The sequence below is a fragment of the Sphingomonas sp. genome, from assembly GCF_048594985.1.
Taxonomy (GTDB): Bacteria; Pseudomonadota; Alphaproteobacteria; order Sphingomonadales; family Sphingomonadaceae; genus Sphingomonas_I.
Genome location: NZ_JBMDXG010000120.1, coordinates 1 through 18,094, shown reverse-complemented (window position 1 = coordinate 18,094; position 18,094 = coordinate 1). Strand labels below are relative to the sequence as shown.

Below are 18,094 nucleotides of genomic sequence, written 5' to 3'. Positions count from 1 at the left end.
CGCGACATGATGAGCCTCGCAGAATATCGCAACCGCAACACCCGGCTCGCCGATTTCCTCCCCTGGGTCGGACTCGCCGGCGAGGGGGTGATCCTCAACAAGGACGGATCGTTCCAGCGCACCGCGCGCTTTCGAGGGCCCGACCTCGACAGCGCCGTCCCGGCAGAACTGGTCGCGGTCGCCGGTCGCCTCAACAACGCCTTCCGTCGCCTCGGCTCAGGCTGGTCGATCTTCGTCGAAGCACAGCGCCACGAGGCGGCAACCTATCCGTCGAGCCAATTCCCGGACAACGCATCCGCGCTAGTGGACGCCGAGCGGAAAGCGGACTTCGAGGAGGAAGGCAGCCACTTCGAGTCGAGCTACTACCTCACGTTCCTCTATCTGCCCCCAGCCGAGGACGCCGCTCGCGCCGAAAGCTGGCTCTACGAAGGGCGGGACCAAGGCGGAGTGGACGCCTTTGAGATCCTTCGCGGATTTGTCGACCGCACCGACCGCATCCTCCAGCTTATCGACGCCTTCATGCCCGAGAGCGCGTGGCTCGACGATGCCGAGACCCTGACCTACCTGCACTCGACGGTCTCGACCAAGCGGCACCGCGTCCGCGTGCCCGAAACGCCCATGTATCTCGACGCGCTTCTCGCGGACCAACCGCTCACAGGCGGCCTCGAGCCGCGCTTGGGCACGGCGCACCTGCGTGTCTTGTCGATCGTCGGGTTCCCGACGGCGACGACGCCGGGGATACTCGACGAGCTTAACCGGCTCGCATTCCCCTACCGTTGGTCGACCCGCGCGATCCTGCTCGACAAGACCGATGCGACGAGACTCCTGACCAAGATCCGGCGCCAATGGTTCGCCAAGCGCAAATCGATCGCCGCGATTCTGAAGGAGGTGATGACGAACGAGGCCTCGGTGCTGGTCGACAGCGATGCCGCCAACAAAGCCGCGGACGCCGACCTCGCCCTGCAGGAGCTGGGCGCGGACTATGCCGGCCAAGCCTATGTGACGGCGACCATCACCGTCTGGGACAACGATCCCCGCATCGCGGCCGAGAAGCTCCGGCTCGCAGAGAAGGTCATTCAGGGCCGCGATTTCACCGCGATGTCCGAGACGATCAACGCGGTCGACGCCTGGCTCGGAAGCCTCCCCGGCCACGTCTATGCCAACGTCCGGCAACCCCCCATCTCGACATTGAACCTCGCCCACATGATCCCGCTGTCGGCGGTGTGGGCGGGTCCGGAACGGGACGAGCATTTCGGCGCACCCCCCTTGCTCTACGGCAAGACCGAAGGCTCCACCCCGTTCCGGCTGTCCATCCATGTCGGCGACGTCGGGCACACGCTGATCGTCGGCCCGACGGGCGCCGGCAAGTCGGTGCTCCTGGCGCTCATGGCGCTTCAGTTTCGCCGATACGCCGGCGCGCAGGTCTTCGCCTTCGACTTCGGCGGCTCGATCCGCGCCGCAGCGCTCGCCATGGGGGGCGACTGGCACGACCTTGGTGGCGGCCTCACGGACGGCTCGGACCAAAGCGTCTCGCTGCAACCGCTTGCCCGGATCGACGACGCTGCCGAGCGGTCCTGGGCGGCCGACTGGATTGCGGCGATCCTCGCACGCGAGACCATCACGCTCTCGCCCGAGACGAAGGAGCACATCTGGTCGGCGCTGTCCTCGCTGGCCACTGCCCCCACGTCGGAGCGGACAATGACCGGGCTATCGGTGCTTCTGCAATCGAACGACCTCAAGCAGGCGCTGCGCCCCTATTGCGTCGGCGGCCCGTATGGCCGGCTCCTTGACGCCGAGACCGAATATCTCGGCGAGGCGACGGTGCAGGCGTTCGAGACCGAGGGTCTCATCGGCACCGCTGCCGCGCCGGCTGTGCTCGCCTATCTGTTCCACCGCATCGGCGACAGGCTCGACGGAAGCCCGACCCTCATCATCATCGACGAGGGCTGGCTCGCCCTCGACGACGAGGGGTTCGCCGGCCAGCTCCGGGAATGGCTCAAGACGCTCCGCAAGAAGAACGCGAGCGTGCTGTTCGCAACCCAATCGCTGTCCGACATCGACGGCTCCGCAATCGCGCCGGCCATCATCGAGAGCTGTCAAACCCGCATCCTGCTCCCCAACGAGCGCGCGATCGAGCCCCAGATTACCGCCATCTACCGGCGGTTCGGCCTGAACGACCGCCAAATCGAGATTCTCGCGCGGGCGATGCCCAAGCGTGACTATTACTGCCAATCGCGAAAGGGGAACCGGCTCTTCGAGCTCGGTCTCTCCGAAGTCGCGCTCGCGTTGTGCGGCGCCTCGTCGCGCGCGGACCAGTCCGCGATCGCCACGATCCTCGCCGAGCATGACCGCGCGGACTTCCTCGCGGCCTGGCTCCAGCATCACAGCCTCGGTTGGGCCGCCGATCTCATCCCCAGCCTAAAAAATCAGGAGACGACACCATGAAAGCGCAACCCGTGCGCAGCATCCGCTTCGCGATGCTCCTTCTCAGCGGCGCGACCACCGCCGCACTGATGCCGGCGCAGCCCGCCCAAGCGCAATTCGGCGGGATCGTGTTCGACCCGCGCAACTATGCGCAGAACATCCTCACTGCCGCTCGCACGCTCCAGCAGATCAACAACCAGATCACCTCGCTCCAGAACGAAGCGGCGATGCTCATCAATCAGGGCCGCAACCTCGCGAGCCTGCCATACTCCTCGCTCCAGCAGCTTCAGCAATCGATCCAGCAAACCCAACAACTGCTCGGCCAAGCGCAGCGGATCGCCTACAACGTCGAGAATATCGATCAGGCGTTCCGCACGACCTACGGGAACGCCTCGCTGTCGGCCACGGATCAGCAGCTTGTCGCCGGCGCGCGCGAGCGTTGGCAGAACACCGTCGGCGGCCTGCAAGACGCGATGCGGGTACAAGCTGGCGTCGTCGGCAATATCGACACCAACCGGACCGAGATGACCGCGCTTATCGGCCGCAGCCAAGGAGCGACGGGCGCGCTTCAGGCGACCCAGGCCGGCAACCAGCTCCTCGCCTTGCAGGCGCAGCAGCTCGCCGACCTGACCGCCGTCGTCTCCGCCAATGGACGCGCTCAGGCGCTCTCCGAAGCCGAGCGGTCGGCCGCCGTCGACCAGGGCCGCGAACAGCGCAGGCGCTTCCTCACGCCGGGCACGGGCTACCAACCCGGCAACGCACGCATGTTCCAGAACAACGGGAACTGACGCGCCGATGGACGGGAAGTTCTTCGCCCGGATCGGCGCAGGGGTCTTCGTCGCGATCGCCATCACTGCCACGGCCGTCGAGATGACGCGCGACAAGGCGCCGGTCGTGCGTCCGTCGCTGACCCCATCCGCCGGGCGAGAGGTCGATCCCCTCCGCGCCGAACTGGTCAGGTGCCAGGAGCTCGGCGAAGCCGGACCGCGCGATCATGACTGCCTGAAGGCCTGGGCGGAGAACCGGCGCAGATTCCTCGCACCCGGTGCGCGGCCGTCCGGACTGATCCAAGCGCCCGGCACCGATGGGATGCCGGAGGTCGGCACGGAAGCGCCAACCCCATGAACAACACCGGCGTCATCGACCACTTCCTTGAGGTCTTCACCCGCTACATCGACGGCGGATTCGGCCTGCTCGGCGGAGAGGTCGCCTTCATCGCGACGACGCTGATCGTCATCGACGTCACGCTCGCCGCCCTGTTCTGGTCTTGGGGCGCGGACGACGACATTCTCGCGCGACTGGTCAAAAAGACCCTGTTCGTCGGCGTGTTCGCCTACATTATCGGCCACTGGAACAACCTCGCCAGGATCGTCTTCGAGAGCTTCGCCGGCCTCGGCCTGAAGGCGAGCGGCACGAGCTTCACCACTGCCGACCTCCTCCGCCCAGGCCGCGTCGCCCAAACCGGGCTCGACGCCGGAAGGCCCATCCTGGACTCGATCTCGGACCTGATGGGCTACTGGTCCTTCTTCGAGAATTTCATCCAGATCGCCTGCATGTTTTTCGCATGGGTGCTGGTGCTGCTCGCCTTCTTCATCCTGGCGATCCAGCTCTTCGTCACCCTGATCGAGTTCAAGCTGACTACGCTCGCCGGCTTCGTGCTCATCCCGTTCGGCCTCTTCGGGAAATCCGCGTTTATGGCCGAGCGCGTCCTCGGCAACGTGATCTCATCCGGGATCAAGGTTCTGGTCCTCGCCGTCATCATCGGCATCGGATCGACACTCTTCTCCGAGTTCACCAACGGCTTTGCCGGGCCGACCCCGACGATCGACGAGGCGATGGCAATTGCGCTCGCCGCATTGTCCCTCCTTGGCCTCGGGATCTTCGGGCCGGGCATCGCAAGCGGCATTGTCTCCGGCGGCCCGCAGCTCAGCGCTGGAGCCGCCGTCGGCACCGGCCTTGCCGCAGGCGGCGTTGTAGCGCTCGGCGCCGGGGCCGTCGGTGCCGCCGCAACGGGAGGCTCCGCACTCGCTGGCGGAGCTGCCGCCGCCGCGCGCGGGGGCGCCGCGGTCGCTGGCGGCGCATCGACCGCCTATAGCCTCGGCGCAGCCGGGGAGACCGGCATCTACGGCGTCGCCTCCGGCTTGGGCGGCGTTGCACGCGCCGGCGCGCAAGCCGCCGCGTCTCCCCTCCGGCGCGCCGCCTCCCGCGCAAGAGACTCCATGCAGTCGAGCTTCAACGAGGGCGGCCGAGCTGTCCTCACCGGCGGCGCACCGCGCCCGACGCCGGCTGGCGAGGTCGCGCCGAGCCAAGGTGATGGGCCGCCGGCCTGGGCACGCCGCATGCGCCACTCCCAGCGCATGACCCATGCCGTGCAGGCGACGGCGCACGCCGTCCGCTCGGGCGATGCGGGCGGTGGCGGGGCATCCATCAACCTCTCCGAAGGCAACGGCTGATGTTCAAGAGACCCTCGACACACTATGGAAAAGCCCCCGCGCCAGAGACGCCATATCAGCGCGCCGCGCAGGTATGGGACGATCGTATCGGCTCGGCTCGGGTGCAGGCCCGCAACTGGCGGTATATGGCCTTCGGCTCGCTCTTCTTGTCAGCGGGCTTTGCCGCCGCACTCGTCTGGCAGTCCGCCCATGGATCGGTGGTCCCGTGGGTGGTGCAAACCGACCGCCTCGGCCAGGCACAGGCCGTCGGACCAGCGACCGCCGACTACCGGCCAACCGATGCGCAGATCGCATTCCACCTCGGAAGGTTCATCGAGGAGGTCCGCTCCGTCCCAGCCGATGCGATCATCGTCCGGCAGAACTGGCTGCGCGCATACGACTTCACCACCGATCGCGGCGCCGCCGCGCTCAACGACTACGCACGGGCCAACGACCCGTTCAGCCAGGTCGGTCGCCAGCAGGTCTCCGTCGAAGTCTCGAGCGTCATCCGTGCATCGCCCAGCAGCTTCCGCGTCGCCTGGATCGAACGCCGCTACGAGAATGGGCAGCTCGGCACCACGGAGCGCTGGACCGCGATCCTGACGACCGTCGTGCAAGCCCCGCGCGACGCCGACACGGTGCGGAAGAACCCCCTCGGAATCTACGTCAACGCCATCAACTGGTCACGGGAGCTAGGGCAATGAAGTCGACTTTCCGTAAAGCCGGCTCTCCGGCTTCACGCTTTTCCGTAAAGCCCTGCATTTTGCTCGCCATCCTGTCCGCGCTAGGCGCCTTGCCCGGATGCGCGGCGAAGACCCCGCCTCCGAAGATCACCTACGATGACGCTGCGCCGGCCACGGTGACCCCGGAACCTCCCGCGCCCGTCACCGTCGTCGAGGTGCCCAAGCCGCTGCCGCTGCCGGGACAGCTGAAGCCGATCGAGCGAAGCGCCCGGCCACCCGAGCCCGTCGATCCGGCCGCCCGCATCAACCTCGCCAACGCTGCCGCCCGCATGCAGCCCGTCCGCGACGGCTTCATCAAATCGATGCAGGTCTATCCGTTCACGCCGGGCGCGCTCTACCAAGTCTACACTGCCATCGGGCAGATCACCGACATTGCTCTCCAGCCCGGCGAGCAGCTCGTAGGATCTGGACCGGTTGCGGCAGGCGACACCGTTCGCTGGATCATCGGAGACACGATGAGCGGCGCTGGCGCGACGCAGCAGGTTCACATCCTTGTGAAGCCAACCCGGACCGACCTGACAACCAACCTCATCATCAACACCAGCCTACGCACCTACCACATGGAGCTACGCTCGACCGAGCGGACCTACATGGCGTCGGTTTCCTGGCAGTACCCGCAAGATCAGCTGATCGCGCTGCGCAACCAAAGCGCCGCCGCACAGGCCTCCCCTACCGTCGCGACCGGGATCGACCTCGCCACCATCAATTTCCGATACGCCATCGACGGCGATAACGCACCGTGGCGCCCGCTGCGCGCGTTCGATGATGGGAAGCAGGTCTTCATCGAGTTCCCGACCGGGATCGCACAGGGCGAAATGCCGCCGCTCTTCGTCGTCGGCGACAGCGGAAAAACCTCCGAACTGGTCAACTACCGCGTCCGCGGCCGCTATATGATCGTCGACCGACTCTTTGCCGCCGCAGAACTTCGTTACGGGTCCGATCATAGACAGCAGCGGGTCCGCATCGTCCGGACCGACGGCAGGCCCGCGAAATGACCGAGCATCCGTCTACGCCGGAGGGGCGGCCCGACGACGACGGTGAGCCGCTGACCGGCGAGCCTATCAACCCCGCCGCGATGCGCCTGCGCGCCGAACCGCCCCGCGTCACGAGGCTCTCTCGCCGCGTGCTCGCCACTATCGGCCTGGGCGCGAGCCTCGGCGTGGGGGGCGCCTTGGTCTATGCGCTGCAGACCAGACATGCGATGCATGCGCCCGAGGACCAGTATTCGACGGAAAACCGTCCGACCGCCGATGGCGTGGCTGCCCTTCCCCGAGACTATGGCGCAGTCCCGAAATTGGGGCCGCCGCTGCCCGGAGACCTCGGCAAACCAATCCTGAGCGCGCAAGAACGCGGACAGGCTGTCCAACCTCCCAACATGCCCGGCGCCCCAACGAATGGAGCCGCAACAAGGCAAGTCAGCCCGGAGCGACAGCGTCGACAGCAGGAGGTCGAGTCCGCTCGAACTGCCCGTCTGTTCGCTACCTCAGAGGCGCGCGGTGGCGAGGCGCCGCCCGTCTCTCCCGGCCTGGTGGATTCTGGGACCGGGGCGGCGGGGGCGCAGCCCAATGCGCCACCCACAGCGCAAGATCGCCAAGCTGCCTTCCTCAACGCGGCGCCCGAACGTCGGACGGTTTCGACCGAGCGGGTTACTTCGCCGCCATCCCGAAACATTCTGCAAGCTGGTGCCGTTATCTCGGCGGCGCTTATCACCGGCATACGGTCGGACTTGCCGGGCCAGATCACGGCTCAGGTAACAGAGAACACCTACGACAGCCTGACAGGCCGCATTCTTCTCGTCCCCCAAGGCACGCGACTGATCGGCCAATACGACAGCAGCGTCCAGTTCGGGCAGTCTCGCGTGTTGCTCGTCTGGAATCGCCTTCTTTTCCCTGACGGCAGATCCTTCGTCCTCGAGCGCGCACCAGCGGCAGATGCTGAAGGCTTCGCCGGCCTGCAAGACGGAGTAAATTTCCATTGGCTGGAGCTGGCCAAAGCGGCGGGGTTGTCGACACTGCTCAGTGTCGGGACCGAACTGGCGATCGACAACGACGACAGCCTGCTTCGTGCTATCCGGAACGGCAGTCAGAACACATTCAACGATGCAGGGCAGCAAATCGTGCGTCGCCAACTGAACGTGGCGCCGACCCTCACGATCCGTCCTGGTTTCCCTGTTCGGGTAATCGTGACCCGCGACATGATCCTGGAGCCCCACGGAGAGCAATGATGGGAAAGCTGAAGATCACCTCGATCAACGATGACAAGCCGGTGAAGATCAATATCGAGCTCCCAGCAGGTCTCCATCGCGATCTCTCGGAATATGCCGAGGTGCTCTCGGCGCAGTCGGGACAACCCGTTTCAGATCCGGCCCGGCTTATCGCCCCGATGTTGGAGCGGTTCATGGCGACGGATCGAGAGTTCGCGCGTGCTCGCCGGTCAGGACGTTAGGCTGGCGACCAGCCCCTGGCACGAGCCGGCAGTTCGCGCCTTACCAAGACGACCGATCATCCCGACCTAGCGTTTCGGCGATCGCCACCAGCTTCATCGCGACCGGGTGTGCACCGTGTTTCCGCCAGATCGCTATCATCGGCATAGCCTCAGCTTCGCCACGCATAGGTCGGACAGCAAGGCGATCTGGTTCGGTCCGCACGACTGAATCATTCGTCAGCGTGATCCCATAGCCCATCGTGATGAGATCGTAGATGCCGGCTTCCGAGACCGCGTGCACCTCTATGTTCGGCAGCCCATTTTCGCTTGCGAACCGCATAGTCAGACAGTCCAGAATATCTGAGCAAGGGCCGCCTGAGCAGGAAACGAAGGTCTCCCTGCCAACGTCAGCCCAGGTCACTTCCGCCTTGCCGGAGAGGCGATGATCGCGAGGAAGCACTACATAGATCGGCTCGCGCCAAAGCTCCTTTGTCGCGCAGGTCGGCAGATCACCACCTTGATGAACAAACGCGACATCTAGCTCGCCCGCCGCCACGCCGCGTCGTGCATCGACATGGGAGCATTCCGCGAGCGTCATTTTGATATCTGGATGCCGCGCCCTAAACGCACCCAATGCGCGACGAAGGCGCCCGCTCGTCCTCGACACACCGACTCGTAGATCGCGAGCCTGTCGCCGATGGAAAGCAACGGCTTCGCGCGCTGCAAAGTCGATCTGCTCGGCGGCACCCAATGCGCTCTCAAGGAAGGCCTTTCCTGCAAGCGTGACCTTAACGCCGGCAGGACTGCGTTCAAACAGAGGGAAGCCTAGTCGCCGTTCCAGCATCAGGATACGGCGACTCACCGACGACTGAGGAAGTCCGAGCGCGTCGGCTGTTCGGCGAAAGCTACCAGTCTCGGCAGCCGAGAACGCACATCGCAGATTTCGCAGATCGAGTGAGAGATCGGTCAATATGTTGGCCGCCTGTCCTAGATTGCCATTACTGAACCGCCGTCAACGCGGAGGTTGGTCCCGGTGATGAAGCCTGCTTGATCCGACGCGAGGAAGACGACTGCGGCTGCAACGTCTACAGGATTGCCGGGGCGGCCGACCGCAATGTTGGGCCGAAGCGCTTGCTGGAAATGAGCGGCCAGTTCGTCAGGCGAGAGCTTCGCTGCCCCGTCCTGCTGGGCCAGCAATTCACGAAGAATGGGAGTATCGACGTAGGCTGGCGAAACCACGTTCGCGAGCACGCCACGACTCGCGTAGGTTTTCGAGATGCCCTTGGTCAGGATGTTCAGCGCGCTCTTAGCCGAGGCATATTCGAGGGCGACAGCGTCGGGCTGAATACCACTTTCCGACGAGATGTTGACGATCCGTCCCCATCCGCGTTCGGCCATCGCTGGCGCCAGCGCCCGGGTGACACGCACCACAGAAAGGACGTTGAACTCCCACGTCTCTAGCCAATCGGCGTCGGGGATTTCCTCGAACGACCGGAACAACTCGCCCGTTGAGGACCGAAGGCCGCCTGCATTGTTCACGAGAATGTCGACCGGCCCAAATGTCGCTTCGATCATGGCAAGCGCCTGGGCCAAGCTCCCTTCATCAGTGACGTCGGCGCCGACCGCCAGCGCCCGCTCGCCAAGCCGGTCAGTGATCGCCGCTAGCTTGACTTCGCTGCGGGCCAGGAATGCCACCTTGGCACCTTCGGCGTGCAAGGCGCGGCCGATAGCCTCGCCGATGCCTTGGCTTGCGCCGGTGACCAGAGCGGTCCGGCCGTTGAGATTCGTGTCCATCAGATTCTCCTACGGCTTGCCGATGGTGCTGCCGGGTGTGCCGCGAAACTCGGGCCTACGCTCGGGGTTCGCCTCCGCCAGTCCCCTGCGAACGCCTTCCGCGTCGAGATTGGCCGCATAGACCGGGGTGCCCGGCTGCTGGCGCCAAGATTCATCGAGCGGGCCGGCGTCGACGCCGTCATATCCCAGCTCGTCGAACAGCCGGATCACTCGCGCCTTGTGGGCCGTATCATCGCCGGCCACCGGCAGCGCGATGCGTCCCGGCGTGCCCGCCGGCTTGCCACCATCCAGAAGGCTGCGCCAGTGCAGGTTGTTGATGGCCTTCAGCACGGGGCGGCCGAGCTGATTGGCCACCCAGCGGCTCTCAGCCATGCCCTGCTCGATCGACTCGATGCGCCCATCCCGCTCTTGCGGATAGTAGTTGCCCGTCTCCACGACGGCGACATCGGCATCCACGCCGTCGAACAGGCCCTTCGGCAATTCGGCGATTCTGAACGCCGGGATCGCGACGAAGACGACCTCGCCGCTACGCGCCGCCTCATGGACGGTCACCGCCTTGGCGCCGGTCTCGGCCGCGAGATCCGCCAGCGAGTCAGGGCCGCGCGAATTGGCGATCGAAACCTGATGGCCCAGCTTCGAGAGCCGGCGCGCCAGCGAGCCGCCAATTTCGCCTGATCCTATGATACCAATCTTCATCATCGCTCTCCCAAGCTGTGGAATGGCGCAGATGCCGCCTGCGTGGCGGCGCGCCGTTGCCGGCGCCGACGCGTGCGAGCGCCGGCGCCGGAGCAGTTCAGCCGATCAGAGCCGGTAGCCGCCGCTCGCCTCGATCACCTGACCGGTGACCCAGCGGGCGTCGTCCGACGCGAGGAAGGCAACCACCGCGGCGATATCCGACGTTTCGCCGAAACGGCCGAATGCGGTGTCGCCTTCGATGGCCTTCACGATGTTGGCATCCTCCCGGACGGCAGCGTTCATGTCGGTGCGCGTCCAGCCTGGCGCCACCGCGTTCACCGCAATCCCACGCGGACCAAGCTCCATCGCAAGCGCGTGGGTGAGGTTGTTGATCGCAGCTTTCGCCATCGAATAGATCGGCACCATCGGTTGCGGGCGCGTGGAGAGGCCCGACGAGATGTTGATGATCCGCCCGCCATCGGACAGGCGGCTGAGCGCCGACTGGACCATGAAGAACGGCGCGCGGGCATGCACCGCGATCATCGTGTCCCAGGCTTCCGGCGTGGCGTCGGAAAGGCCGCCCCACCCCGAATTGCCGGCATTGTTGACGAGGACGTCGAGGGCCTTGCTGCCCTTGCGCTCGGTAAGCTCGCGATCGAGCTCGTCGTACAAGCCAGGGATCGACCCGGCGTCGGAGAGATCGGCGTGCAGCGCAAAGGCGGTGCCGCCCGCCTTCTCGATCGCGGCGACCGTTTCTTCCGCGCCAGCGCTGCTGGCGTTGTACGTGATCGCCACGGTCGCGCCGTCGGCCGCGAGCCGTTCCGCGATCGTGCGGCCGATGCCTCGGCCTGCGCCGGTCACGAGGGCGGTTTTGCCATTCAATGTCTGCGCCATTGGAGATTTCCTTCGAATGTTGAGTGATTTTGGGAGGCGAGCCGGCTTGCCCGGTCAGACGGTGCGTTCGCGCGCGATCGGGCCAGGATTGGCCTCGACGACCGTGAGGGCGATGCGGATCAGGTCCGCGTCGCCGGCATATTCATTCTCCGCGATGTGATGCAGGAACACGCCGACCTGTTCGAGCTGGCGGGCTCCCTTGAGATTGCCGGCATTCACGGGCTTGAAGCCGGCATCGCCGATCAGAGTGCGTGTCGCCTCTCCGGCGGCCTTGTCGTCGGTCGCGTAGAAGACGCTGGCCGGCACCGGCGATGCAGACCATGCCGCCGCTTCAAGAGACGGAGCCGCAATCAAGTTGAAGGCCTTGACGATGCGCGCCTTCGGCAAGCGTCGTTGCAGGTCCTCGGAGGTCGAGCTGTCGCGCATGAACTCCTGATCGTGGAAGTGCACGAAATCGGCGGTGACGCCGAGCGGGTTCATGGTTTCGATAACGACCTTGCCATCGAGCGCGTCGCCGACTTCGCTGACGATCGCCTCGACCCGCGGCCAGTAGATCGAGAAGAGCACGACTTCACCGAACTCCGCTGCCTCGCGGATCGAGCCGAGCCGGGCCTTGTCGCCCAGCTCCGCAAGTAGTGGTTCAATCTTCCGGTCCTCACCATCTTTGGCGATGACCAGTTCATGGCCTGCGGCCGCCCAGGCGCGGGCCAAACGACTGCCGATATTACCGGCGTTCAAAATTCCGATCTTCATGTGACATCCTGTTTTGCATTGACCTTCGGTCCCCCCTCAGGGAGCGGTCTGAGCAAAAGTTAGGATATGGCTCAGCAACGGATTAGATGGCCGTCGAGCCCCAGTCTGTTGTTCCTGCGCGCAACAGTGGCCTCAAAGCTGAGGGATCAGTACGTTTCGCTGGAGTGGCCGCCGACGCAAACCGATCAGGCTCCTACCTGACGGCGCTTTCCAGCCCGACGCTCACAGCGGTTCTGTTCTCAGTCAGATCTATGTCGCTGTCTTCGTTGAAGGCATCTTGGCAAAGATCGATGAAGCTGCGCACCTTCGGGTCCATGTAGCGGGTCGAGGCGAACACTGCGTGGACGGGCATCGGGATGCTGGCCCAGCCCGGCAGAACACGGACCAGCCTGCCTTCCGCAACGTGCGGCTCGGCCAGGAACCGTGGAAGGTGCGAAATCCCCAAGCCGGACAGCGTCAGGTTCTTCGCCGCGACGATGTTATCGAGTGCGCAGCGCGGTTGCTGCGACACTTTCTCCATCGCCTGACCATTGACCAAGGTCCAAGTCGCACGGCCGCTCGACGCCTTCATGACGAGATCATGGTCATTGAGATCATGGACCGCGCTGACCGGCGCGGCGCGCTTCATGTAGGCGGGCGAAGCATAGAGGCCGTAGCTTATCTCGCCGAGCTTGCGTGCCGACAGCTCGGAATCCTGCAAGGACCCGATGCGTATCGCAACATCGATGCCTTCGTGGATGATGTCGACGAGGCGGATCGAATACACCGCCTCCACGCTGACCTGTGGCCATCGTGAAAGATAGGCGGCGATCCAGTCATCGACGCGCGTCGTGCCAAATTCCGGCGTCGCGGAAATCTTCAGCCGCCCTTTGGGCTCTTGGCTTTGTTGAGCGACAGCGGCCTGCGCCGCATCTGCAGCCGCCAGAATGGACGTCGCGCGCTCGAAATACTCGCGGCCGACTTCGGTGACGCTCAGCCGCCGCGTCGACCTGTTCAAGAGACGAGCACCAAGCTTTTCCTCAACCCGCTGAACGATCCGGCTCACGCGCGCCTTGTCGGTGTCGAGCCGTTCGGCCGCAGCAGTGAAGGACTCCTCTGTCACCACCGCGACGAAGACCTGCATTTCGGAAAAACCAACCGACGATGTCATCGCGAACGCCCTGTCATGCAACGCAGCCTACCGCAGATGGCGAAGTCCCGCATTCCTGACATGATGCTGCTAGCCCAGCAGTGCCGAGCCGGTAGAGGGCGGGCACCACCATTCAGTCGCGCGGGGCGGTTTCAATCGCGTCAACGCGGTCTGGATAGAACGCAAGATGATCCTTGATGACCGACATATGGTCGAAGGGATCTTCATACGACCAGGCAACATCCTTGGCTGCGCCACCGCGTGCGCTGAAATAGCTGGCATCGCCCTTGTACGGGCAATGGGTGTGCGTATCGCTGGAGCTGAGCTCCATCATCGCGACCTCGTTGCGCGGAATGTAGAAGACCGGCGGCAGGCTCGCTTCGCGTAGGATCAGGGCGTTGCGGCTCTCCGCTAGAACGGTGTTCCCGATCCGCACGATCACCTTCTTGTCTGCCGGCTCGACACTGATCGGATGATTCGGACCGGGCTGCGTTCCACCTTGCATGTCAATTTCCTTCCAGCGTGGATGTTGGGTGGCTACTCAACCGGCACAAGCCGCATAGCTTTGCCACCGAGCTTCGGGACAAGCCGCTGCTGGACGGCGACCACAGCAGGCAAGGGACGCCATGCGATGGTCATCGTCTCGATGCGGCCATCTTCGCCCAGGCGGACGTGGTCGAACGCGTCGATCACATGATCTTCAAACCGGATCGCGAGGACGGCAATGACGTCGGCACCCTCGCGCATCATCATTTTTGGCTCGAAGGCGTCGATCGTGGAGAGCAGCGCGCCGAGGACAGCAGACACGCTCGCCCGGCCCGTGAACGGGGTTGGGAGGATCGGACTGTTTAGTTCGACGGTTTCGGACAGATGCTCGCTCGCACGGACAACATCGCCCTCGTGCATAGCTTCGAGGAATTGAGTGAGATGATCTTCGCTCGTCATCGCTACGGTTCCTGAATACGGGCGGCCCGGCGAGCTTCGCAGGACCGCCCGCAACCTTGCCGGGCGCCTCTTGGGGGGTGGCGTCCGGCTGGGGTCAGTTTGCGGTGGTTGCGGCGCTGGCCTGCGCCATGAACAGGTCGACGTGGACCTGCGGCATGCCCTCGAACGTGCCGCCGATCGGCGTCGGGCGCTCCGCCGTGTCGATCAGGCGCTGCGCTTCTTCGCGCGACACGGGCTTACCCGGCTGCGTGTAGGCAGCCTCGGCATCGGGGCCCGTCGCCTGCAGGTCTACCGTCGGGGCGTAGGCCCAGAAGTAAATCGGCGTACTCGGTTCGATGCGCCAGCTATCCGCGAGCGAGCCGGCGTCGATGGCATCGAAGCCGATCTTGTCGAAGAACTCGGTCACCGCCCGCTTCGCGCCGGCGTCGTCGCCCGCGATCGGCAACGTCGTGCGGTTCGCCGAACCCGCCGGCGTCGCATCGGCCTTCATGTGGAGCCAGCTCAGGTTGTGGAAGCCCTTGACGACCTTCGCCCCCGGCAGACGCTGCGCGACCAGTTCGCTGGACGTCAGCTCGCCCTTGTCGAGGACGTCATTGGCACCGAATGCGGGATAGTAGTTCGTCTGGTCGAGCACGACTTTGCCGGCAAACTTGTCGCCGGGAAGCTGCTCGGTGGCCGCGATTGGTATCGAAAGCGTAACGATGTCGCCTGCGGCCACCACTTCCTCGGTCGTCCCAGCGCTCGCCAACGGGCCGAGCTCCTCGATCAATTCCTTGACGGACTCTGCGCCGCGAGAGTTGCTGATGACCACCTTGTGGCCGGCTGCGATTGCAAGGCGCGCGACCGCCTTGCCGACGAGGCCGGAGCCGATGATGCCGATTGTCTGTGTCATGTACGTGATCTTTCTTATCAGGGCGGTAGCCGCCGTCAGGATCCAGGCGCCCTCGCTGTCTCGCGAGTCCTTCGACGGCGAGCATCGCAGCAAGCGACAACAGCAAATTATGAATTTGATCGAGTTGATAACAGTCCGACCGCGGGCAACAGACTGTTGCCCCTCCAGCAGACAATACAGCGCGAGCGCCGACGACGGCGCGTTGGAGCGGCCGGCGGAACTAGGTCGGCATACCCAGGTCGGCTTGGTCGAACGCTCGAACTACCGCGGTTCCGTGCAGGGTGCGCGCAGTGCGCGATGCCAAAGCCGGATAGCGGAATCCATTCAGCCCTGGCTCTCAACGCTACTTTTGAAGCCCTCGCGACAGACGTCCACAAAATCTCGCACCTTGGGGTCCATGTAGCGCGTAGAAGCAAAGACAGCGTGGACAGGCACAGGGATACGCGCCCAGCCTGGCAGCACTCTGGCGAACCGACCGTCCGCCACATGAGGCTCGGCCATATAGGTTGGAAGCTGCACGATGCCCAAGCCAGACAGGGCGGCGTTCATCGCCGCCACTGAGTTGTCAAAAGCGCAGCGCGGCGGATGCAACACCTTCTCCGTCTTCTCGCCATTGACCAACGTCCACCCGGGGCGACCGCGCGGTGCGTGCATTATCAGGTCATGGCGTTTCAGATCATCGACGGTACGGAGAGGCGCTGCACTGCTGAGGTAGTCGGGCGACGCGTACAGTCCGTAGCCGAGCTCCCCCAGCTTGCGCGCCGACAGCTCTGAATCTTCCAATGGACCTATGCGGATCGCCACATCGACACCTTCATGAATGATGTCGACTAGGCGGTTGGTGTATTCCGTTTCGATGCTCACCTTCGGCCATCTGTGAAGGAAGGCCGCGATCCACCCATCGACCTGCATGGTCCCGAACTCGGCACCGGCAGTTAATTTGAGGCGGCCTTTGGGTTCCTCTGAGCGCTGCGCCACGGCTGCTTCGGCCATCTCGGCCGCCTTAACGATCGATGAGGCTCGCTCGAAATAGTCACGTCCCACCTCGGTTACGCTGAGGTGTCGCGTCGAGCGGTTCAGGAGCCTCGCCCCGAGCTTCTCTTCCATCCGACGCACAATGCGGCTTATCCGCGCCTTGTCGGTGTTCAGGCGTTCCGCAGCAGTGGTGAACGATCCTTCGACCACCACGGCTATGAAAGCCTGCATTTCCGCGAAATCTACTGTTGTTGTCATAAGCAACGGTGTGTCACTTTTTGCCAACCTTATCAATCCGAGAACAACTGTCATCTTAGCCCAGTCGCGCACAAGGGACTGAAGATGAGCATCGAGGAGAGGGAGAGTGCCGCTTCGGACGCGCCGTCGACACCGCCGGAGGCGGCCTGCGCCAGCAGCCACAACAGTACGGCAACCACGGAAGCCGAACGCAATTGCTGGCGCACCACTGCCGCTCAAATCTCGTCTGACGAGCCAAATATCAGGGCAGCTAAGGGCTTCTTCGCCTCCCAGCATTGCGGCGAGCTGGACGACGCATTTGCGAGTTTCGTTCAACCGGATTTCCGATTTGTAGTTTCCTGCGCATGTAATGATGAGCTTCGCGCCGCCATTCCCTGGGCCGGCTACGAGCATAAAGGTCGTGAAGGCTATCAGCGCCTCACCGCGCTTCTCTACTCCGAGTATGAACTGCTCTCCTGCGAAACCACGCGGTTTACTAGTGCTGGCAACCAGGTGTTCGTCGAGGGCCACTTCCGCCTGCGGCACCGCGAAACGGCGAGGATCGCCGACAGCGACTTTCTCGCGCGGCTTGAGATGCGGAATGGAAAGATCGCCAGCGGTCAGTTCTACGAGAATACGGCAGCGGTCGCTGCCGCCCGTAGCGCGGACTGACCGCCTGCCGAAGCTGCGCAAGTAGTAGGCGCCTATCCAGTGACCGCCGCGTTGAGGCTGCGCCTAACGCGCTACGTGCCAGACGGTCGAGGCGCGCCAGTAGATGACCTGCGCCGACCGAAGGAGAAGTTGAGGGCACCGCCCTCCTGTTCCCGAACGATATGTCTAACTTTTCGAACCCGCCGATTTACCGCCGAACATGCGAAACTACCGCCCTTCGCCAACAGGGGGGTTCCAGTCTCCGCATCTATCGCCTTCTATCGCCGCACCTCAGAGGATGCGGAGAATTACATGGGCATGAACACGACCCCAGTCGCATCGCGGCGCACCATTCGTAGACAGCAGCTACGCGAAATCGTGCCCCTAGCCGACAGCACCATCTTCGAGATGGAGCAACGCGGTGAGTTCCCTCAGCGCTTTTATCTGACCTCTCGATGCGTCGTCTGGGATTTGGGCGAGGTGGAACGGTGGCTCGACGCGCGCCGAGCCGCCTCCGGCACTAAGTCGATCAAACTCGCACCGACACCCGATGTCCGGCTACGCCGTGCGAAGCCGGTCAGACAGTAGGATCGAGCTCGAGCATCTCCATAGCGCGAGGCATCAAGGTCGGGACATATTTCTGGCCAGCGACCCAGGCATCAATGAGGTTGGACCATTCCTGCATCATGTGCCGGCGCTGATGCTCATACTCCGCCTTGTTGTAGACCCCGCGTGACGATCGCCCGTCCTCGTGCGCGAGGCATTTCTCGATCCAGTCGCTATTGAACCCAAGCTCGTTCAGGAGCGTCGAGCCCGTCCGCCGCAGATCGTGGACCGTGAACGGCTCAAGCGGCAACCCTTCCTCTTTCGCCTTCGCCACTACCGAGTAGGTGACCCGATTGAAGGTCGCGCGCGACATCGGAGCATCGGCATCGTAGCGTGACGGCAGGAGATACCGCGAGTTTCCTGCGCAGGTCTTCAGCGCGACCATGATGTCGAGCACCTGCGTCGACAGGTAGACGTTGTGCGCCTTCGAGCGCTTCATGCGCTCCTTCGGGATGGTCCACACCGCGTTCTCGAAGTCGACCTCATCCCAAACCGCATCCTGCAGCTCGCTCTTGCGGAC

Annotated in this window: 21 protein-coding genes; 10 read left to right on the top strand and 11 right to left on the bottom strand. The window is 64.2% G+C overall.

Annotated features, from left to right (window positions below; all coding sequences use genetic code 11):
• Positions 1–6 precede the first annotated feature (6 nt).
• From trbE to ACOJSF_RS04450, 8 genes are read left to right on the top strand one after another with little or no spacing between them, the layout of a single operon-like run.
• Positions 7–2,445 (top strand): conjugal transfer protein TrbE, encoded by a 2,439-nt coding sequence (gene trbE / locus ACOJSF_RS04485; protein ID WP_420141030.1) that lies wholly within the window; start codon positions 7–9, stop codon positions 2,443–2,445.
• Positions 2,442–3,212 (top strand): P-type conjugative transfer protein TrbJ, encoded by a 771-nt coding sequence (gene trbJ, locus ACOJSF_RS04480; protein ID WP_420141029.1) that lies wholly within the window; start codon positions 2,442–2,444, stop codon positions 3,210–3,212. Before trbE ends, trbJ begins: the two co-directional genes overlap by 4 nt.
• 7 nt (positions 3,213–3,219) lie before the next feature.
• Entirely contained in the window at positions 3,220–3,549 is a 330-nt protein-coding gene (trbK-alt, locus tag ACOJSF_RS04475; RefSeq protein WP_420141028.1) for a putative entry exclusion protein TrbK-alt, read from the top strand.
• Complete coding sequence (gene trbL / locus ACOJSF_RS04470) at positions 3,546–4,877, top strand: P-type conjugative transfer protein TrbL (protein WP_420141027.1); 1,332 nt, start codon at positions 3,546–3,548, stop codon at positions 4,875–4,877. Before trbK-alt ends, trbL begins: the two co-directional genes overlap by 4 nt.
• Positions 4,877–5,560 (top strand): conjugal transfer protein TrbF, encoded by a 684-nt coding sequence (gene trbF, locus ACOJSF_RS04465; protein ID WP_420141026.1) that lies wholly within the window; start codon positions 4,877–4,879, stop codon positions 5,558–5,560. The genes trbL and trbF overlap by 1 nt, the downstream gene beginning before the upstream one ends.
• A complete protein-coding gene (gene trbG / locus ACOJSF_RS04460; RefSeq protein WP_420141025.1) occupies positions 5,557–6,594 on the top strand; it encodes a P-type conjugative transfer protein TrbG in 1,038 nt (345 codons plus the stop codon). The genes trbF and trbG overlap by 4 nt, the downstream gene beginning before the upstream one ends.
• Positions 6,591–7,823, top strand: a complete 1,233-nt coding sequence (locus ACOJSF_RS04455) for a TrbI/VirB10 family protein (protein WP_420141024.1) — start codon at positions 6,591–6,593, stop codon at positions 7,821–7,823. Before trbG ends, ACOJSF_RS04455 begins: the two co-directional genes overlap by 4 nt.
• Complete coding sequence (locus ACOJSF_RS04450; RefSeq protein ID WP_420141041.1) at positions 7,823–8,044, top strand: DUF2274 domain-containing protein; 222 nt, start codon at positions 7,823–7,825, stop codon at positions 8,042–8,044. Before ACOJSF_RS04455 ends, ACOJSF_RS04450 begins: the two co-directional genes overlap by 1 nt.
• A gap of 40 nt (positions 8,045–8,084) precedes the next feature.
• Here the strand turns inward: ACOJSF_RS04450 and ACOJSF_RS04445 are convergent, their stop codons facing one another.
• The 10 genes from ACOJSF_RS04445 to ACOJSF_RS04400 all read right to left on the bottom strand — a co-directional run bounded on the left by ACOJSF_RS04445 (position 8,085) and on the right by ACOJSF_RS04400 (position 16,392).
• Positions 8,085–8,993 (bottom strand): LysR family transcriptional regulator, encoded by a 909-nt coding sequence (locus tag ACOJSF_RS04445; RefSeq protein ID WP_420141023.1) that lies wholly within the window; start codon positions 8,991–8,993, stop codon positions 8,085–8,087.
• A 17-nt stretch (positions 8,994–9,010) separates the two neighbouring features.
• Positions 9,011–9,817: an SDR family NAD(P)-dependent oxidoreductase gene (locus ACOJSF_RS04440; protein ID WP_420141022.1), complete on the bottom strand. Its 807-nt coding sequence runs from the start codon at positions 9,815–9,817 to the stop codon at positions 9,011–9,013.
• Positions 9,818–9,826: 9 nt separating this feature from the next.
• The gene (locus tag ACOJSF_RS04435; RefSeq protein ID WP_420141021.1) at positions 9,827–10,516 is read right to left on the bottom strand and encodes an NADPH-dependent F420 reductase; all 690 of its coding nucleotides are present in this window, start codon (positions 10,514–10,516) and stop codon (positions 9,827–9,829) included.
• A gap of 102 nt (positions 10,517–10,618) precedes the next feature.
• Positions 10,619–11,386, bottom strand: a complete 768-nt coding sequence (locus ACOJSF_RS04430) for an SDR family NAD(P)-dependent oxidoreductase (RefSeq protein WP_420141020.1) — start codon at positions 11,384–11,386, stop codon at positions 10,619–10,621.
• Positions 11,387–11,440: 54 nt separating this feature from the next.
• Positions 11,441–12,139 carry an NADPH-dependent F420 reductase gene (locus ACOJSF_RS04425; protein WP_420141019.1) on the bottom strand — a complete coding sequence of 233 codons (699 nt, stop codon included), beginning with the start codon at positions 12,137–12,139 and terminating at the stop codon, positions 11,441–11,443.
• Between the two features lie 193 nt (positions 12,140–12,332).
• A complete protein-coding gene (locus ACOJSF_RS04420) occupies positions 12,333–13,289 on the bottom strand; it encodes a LysR family transcriptional regulator (protein ID WP_420141018.1) in 957 nt (318 codons plus the stop codon).
• Positions 13,290–13,401: 112 nt separating this feature from the next.
• A complete protein-coding gene (locus ACOJSF_RS04415; RefSeq protein ID WP_420141017.1) occupies positions 13,402–13,773 on the bottom strand; it encodes a DUF427 domain-containing protein in 372 nt (123 codons plus the stop codon).
• Positions 13,774–13,805: 32 nt separating this feature from the next.
• Entirely contained in the window at positions 13,806–14,213 is a 408-nt protein-coding gene (locus ACOJSF_RS04410; RefSeq protein ID WP_420141016.1) for a nuclear transport factor 2 family protein, read from the bottom strand.
• 94 nt (positions 14,214–14,307) lie between these two features.
• Positions 14,308–15,198 carry an NADPH-dependent F420 reductase gene (locus ACOJSF_RS04405; protein WP_420141015.1) on the bottom strand — a complete coding sequence of 297 codons (891 nt, stop codon included), beginning with the start codon at positions 15,196–15,198 and terminating at the stop codon, positions 14,308–14,310.
• Positions 15,199–15,429: 231 nt separating this feature from the next.
• A complete protein-coding gene (locus ACOJSF_RS04400) occupies positions 15,430–16,392 on the bottom strand; it encodes a LysR family transcriptional regulator (protein WP_420141014.1) in 963 nt (320 codons plus the stop codon).
• A gap of 30 nt (positions 16,393–16,422) precedes the next feature.
• Here ACOJSF_RS04400 and ACOJSF_RS04395 point away from each other — a divergent pair, with 30 nt between their 5' ends.
• Together ACOJSF_RS04395 and ACOJSF_RS04390 are read left to right on the top strand one after the other, a co-directional pair.
• Complete coding sequence (locus ACOJSF_RS04395; RefSeq protein ID WP_420141013.1) at positions 16,423–16,989, top strand: nuclear transport factor 2 family protein; 567 nt, start codon at positions 16,423–16,425, stop codon at positions 16,987–16,989.
• 291 nt (positions 16,990–17,280) lie between these two features.
• A complete protein-coding gene (locus ACOJSF_RS04390; protein ID WP_420141012.1) occupies positions 17,281–17,556 on the top strand; it encodes a helix-turn-helix transcriptional regulator in 276 nt (91 codons plus the stop codon).
• Here the strand turns inward: ACOJSF_RS04390 and ACOJSF_RS04385 are convergent.
• On the bottom strand, positions 17,546–18,094 hold a 549-nt coding region (locus ACOJSF_RS04385), incomplete at its 5' end, for a tyrosine-type recombinase/integrase (RefSeq protein ID WP_420141011.1). The genes ACOJSF_RS04390 and ACOJSF_RS04385 overlap by 11 nt on opposite strands.

Bases quoted from the DNA above. Each gene is read 5' to 3' on its own strand.
- trbE (WP_420141030.1), top strand. From the start codon at position 7: ATGATGAGCCTCGCAGAATATCGCAACCGCAACACCCGGCTCGCCGAT.
- trbJ (WP_420141029.1), top strand. From the start codon at position 2,442: ATGAAAGCGCAACCCGTGCGCAGCATCCGCTTCGCGATGCTCCTTCTC.
- trbK-alt (WP_420141028.1), top strand. From the start codon at position 3,220: ATGGACGGGAAGTTCTTCGCCCGGATCGGCGCAGGGGTCTTCGTCGCG.
- trbL (WP_420141027.1), top strand. From the start codon at position 3,546: ATGAACAACACCGGCGTCATCGACCACTTCCTTGAGGTCTTCACCCGC.
- trbF (WP_420141026.1), top strand. From the start codon at position 4,877: ATGTTCAAGAGACCCTCGACACACTATGGAAAAGCCCCCGCGCCAGAG.
- trbG (WP_420141025.1), top strand. From the start codon at position 5,557: ATGAAGTCGACTTTCCGTAAAGCCGGCTCTCCGGCTTCACGCTTTTCC.
- ACOJSF_RS04455 (WP_420141024.1), top strand. From the start codon at position 6,591: ATGACCGAGCATCCGTCTACGCCGGAGGGGCGGCCCGACGACGACGGT.
- ACOJSF_RS04450 (WP_420141041.1), top strand. From the start codon at position 7,823: ATGGGAAAGCTGAAGATCACCTCGATCAACGATGACAAGCCGGTGAAG.
- ACOJSF_RS04440 (WP_420141022.1), bottom strand. From the start codon at position 9,817: ATGGACACGAATCTCAACGGCCGGACCGCTCTGGTCACCGGCGCAAGC.
- ACOJSF_RS04435 (WP_420141021.1), bottom strand. From the start codon at position 10,516: ATGATGAAGATTGGTATCATAGGATCAGGCGAAATTGGCGGCTCGCTG.
- ACOJSF_RS04430 (WP_420141020.1), bottom strand. From the start codon at position 11,386: ATGGCGCAGACATTGAATGGCAAAACCGCCCTCGTGACCGGCGCAGGC.
- ACOJSF_RS04425 (WP_420141019.1), bottom strand. From the start codon at position 12,139: ATGAAGATCGGAATTTTGAACGCCGGTAATATCGGCAGTCGTTTGGCC.
- ACOJSF_RS04420 (WP_420141018.1), bottom strand. From the start codon at position 13,289: ATGACATCGTCGGTTGGTTTTTCCGAAATGCAGGTCTTCGTCGCGGTG.
- ACOJSF_RS04415 (WP_420141017.1), bottom strand. From the start codon at position 13,773: ATGCAAGGTGGAACGCAGCCCGGTCCGAATCATCCGATCAGTGTCGAG.
- ACOJSF_RS04410 (WP_420141016.1), bottom strand. From the start codon at position 14,213: ATGACGAGCGAAGATCATCTCACTCAATTCCTCGAAGCTATGCACGAG.
- ACOJSF_RS04400 (WP_420141014.1), bottom strand. From the start codon at position 16,392: ATGACAGTTGTTCTCGGATTGATAAGGTTGGCAAAAAGTGACACACCG.
- ACOJSF_RS04395 (WP_420141013.1), top strand. From the start codon at position 16,423: ATGAGCATCGAGGAGAGGGAGAGTGCCGCTTCGGACGCGCCGTCGACA.
- ACOJSF_RS04390 (WP_420141012.1), top strand. From the start codon at position 17,281: ATGGGCATGAACACGACCCCAGTCGCATCGCGGCGCACCATTCGTAGA.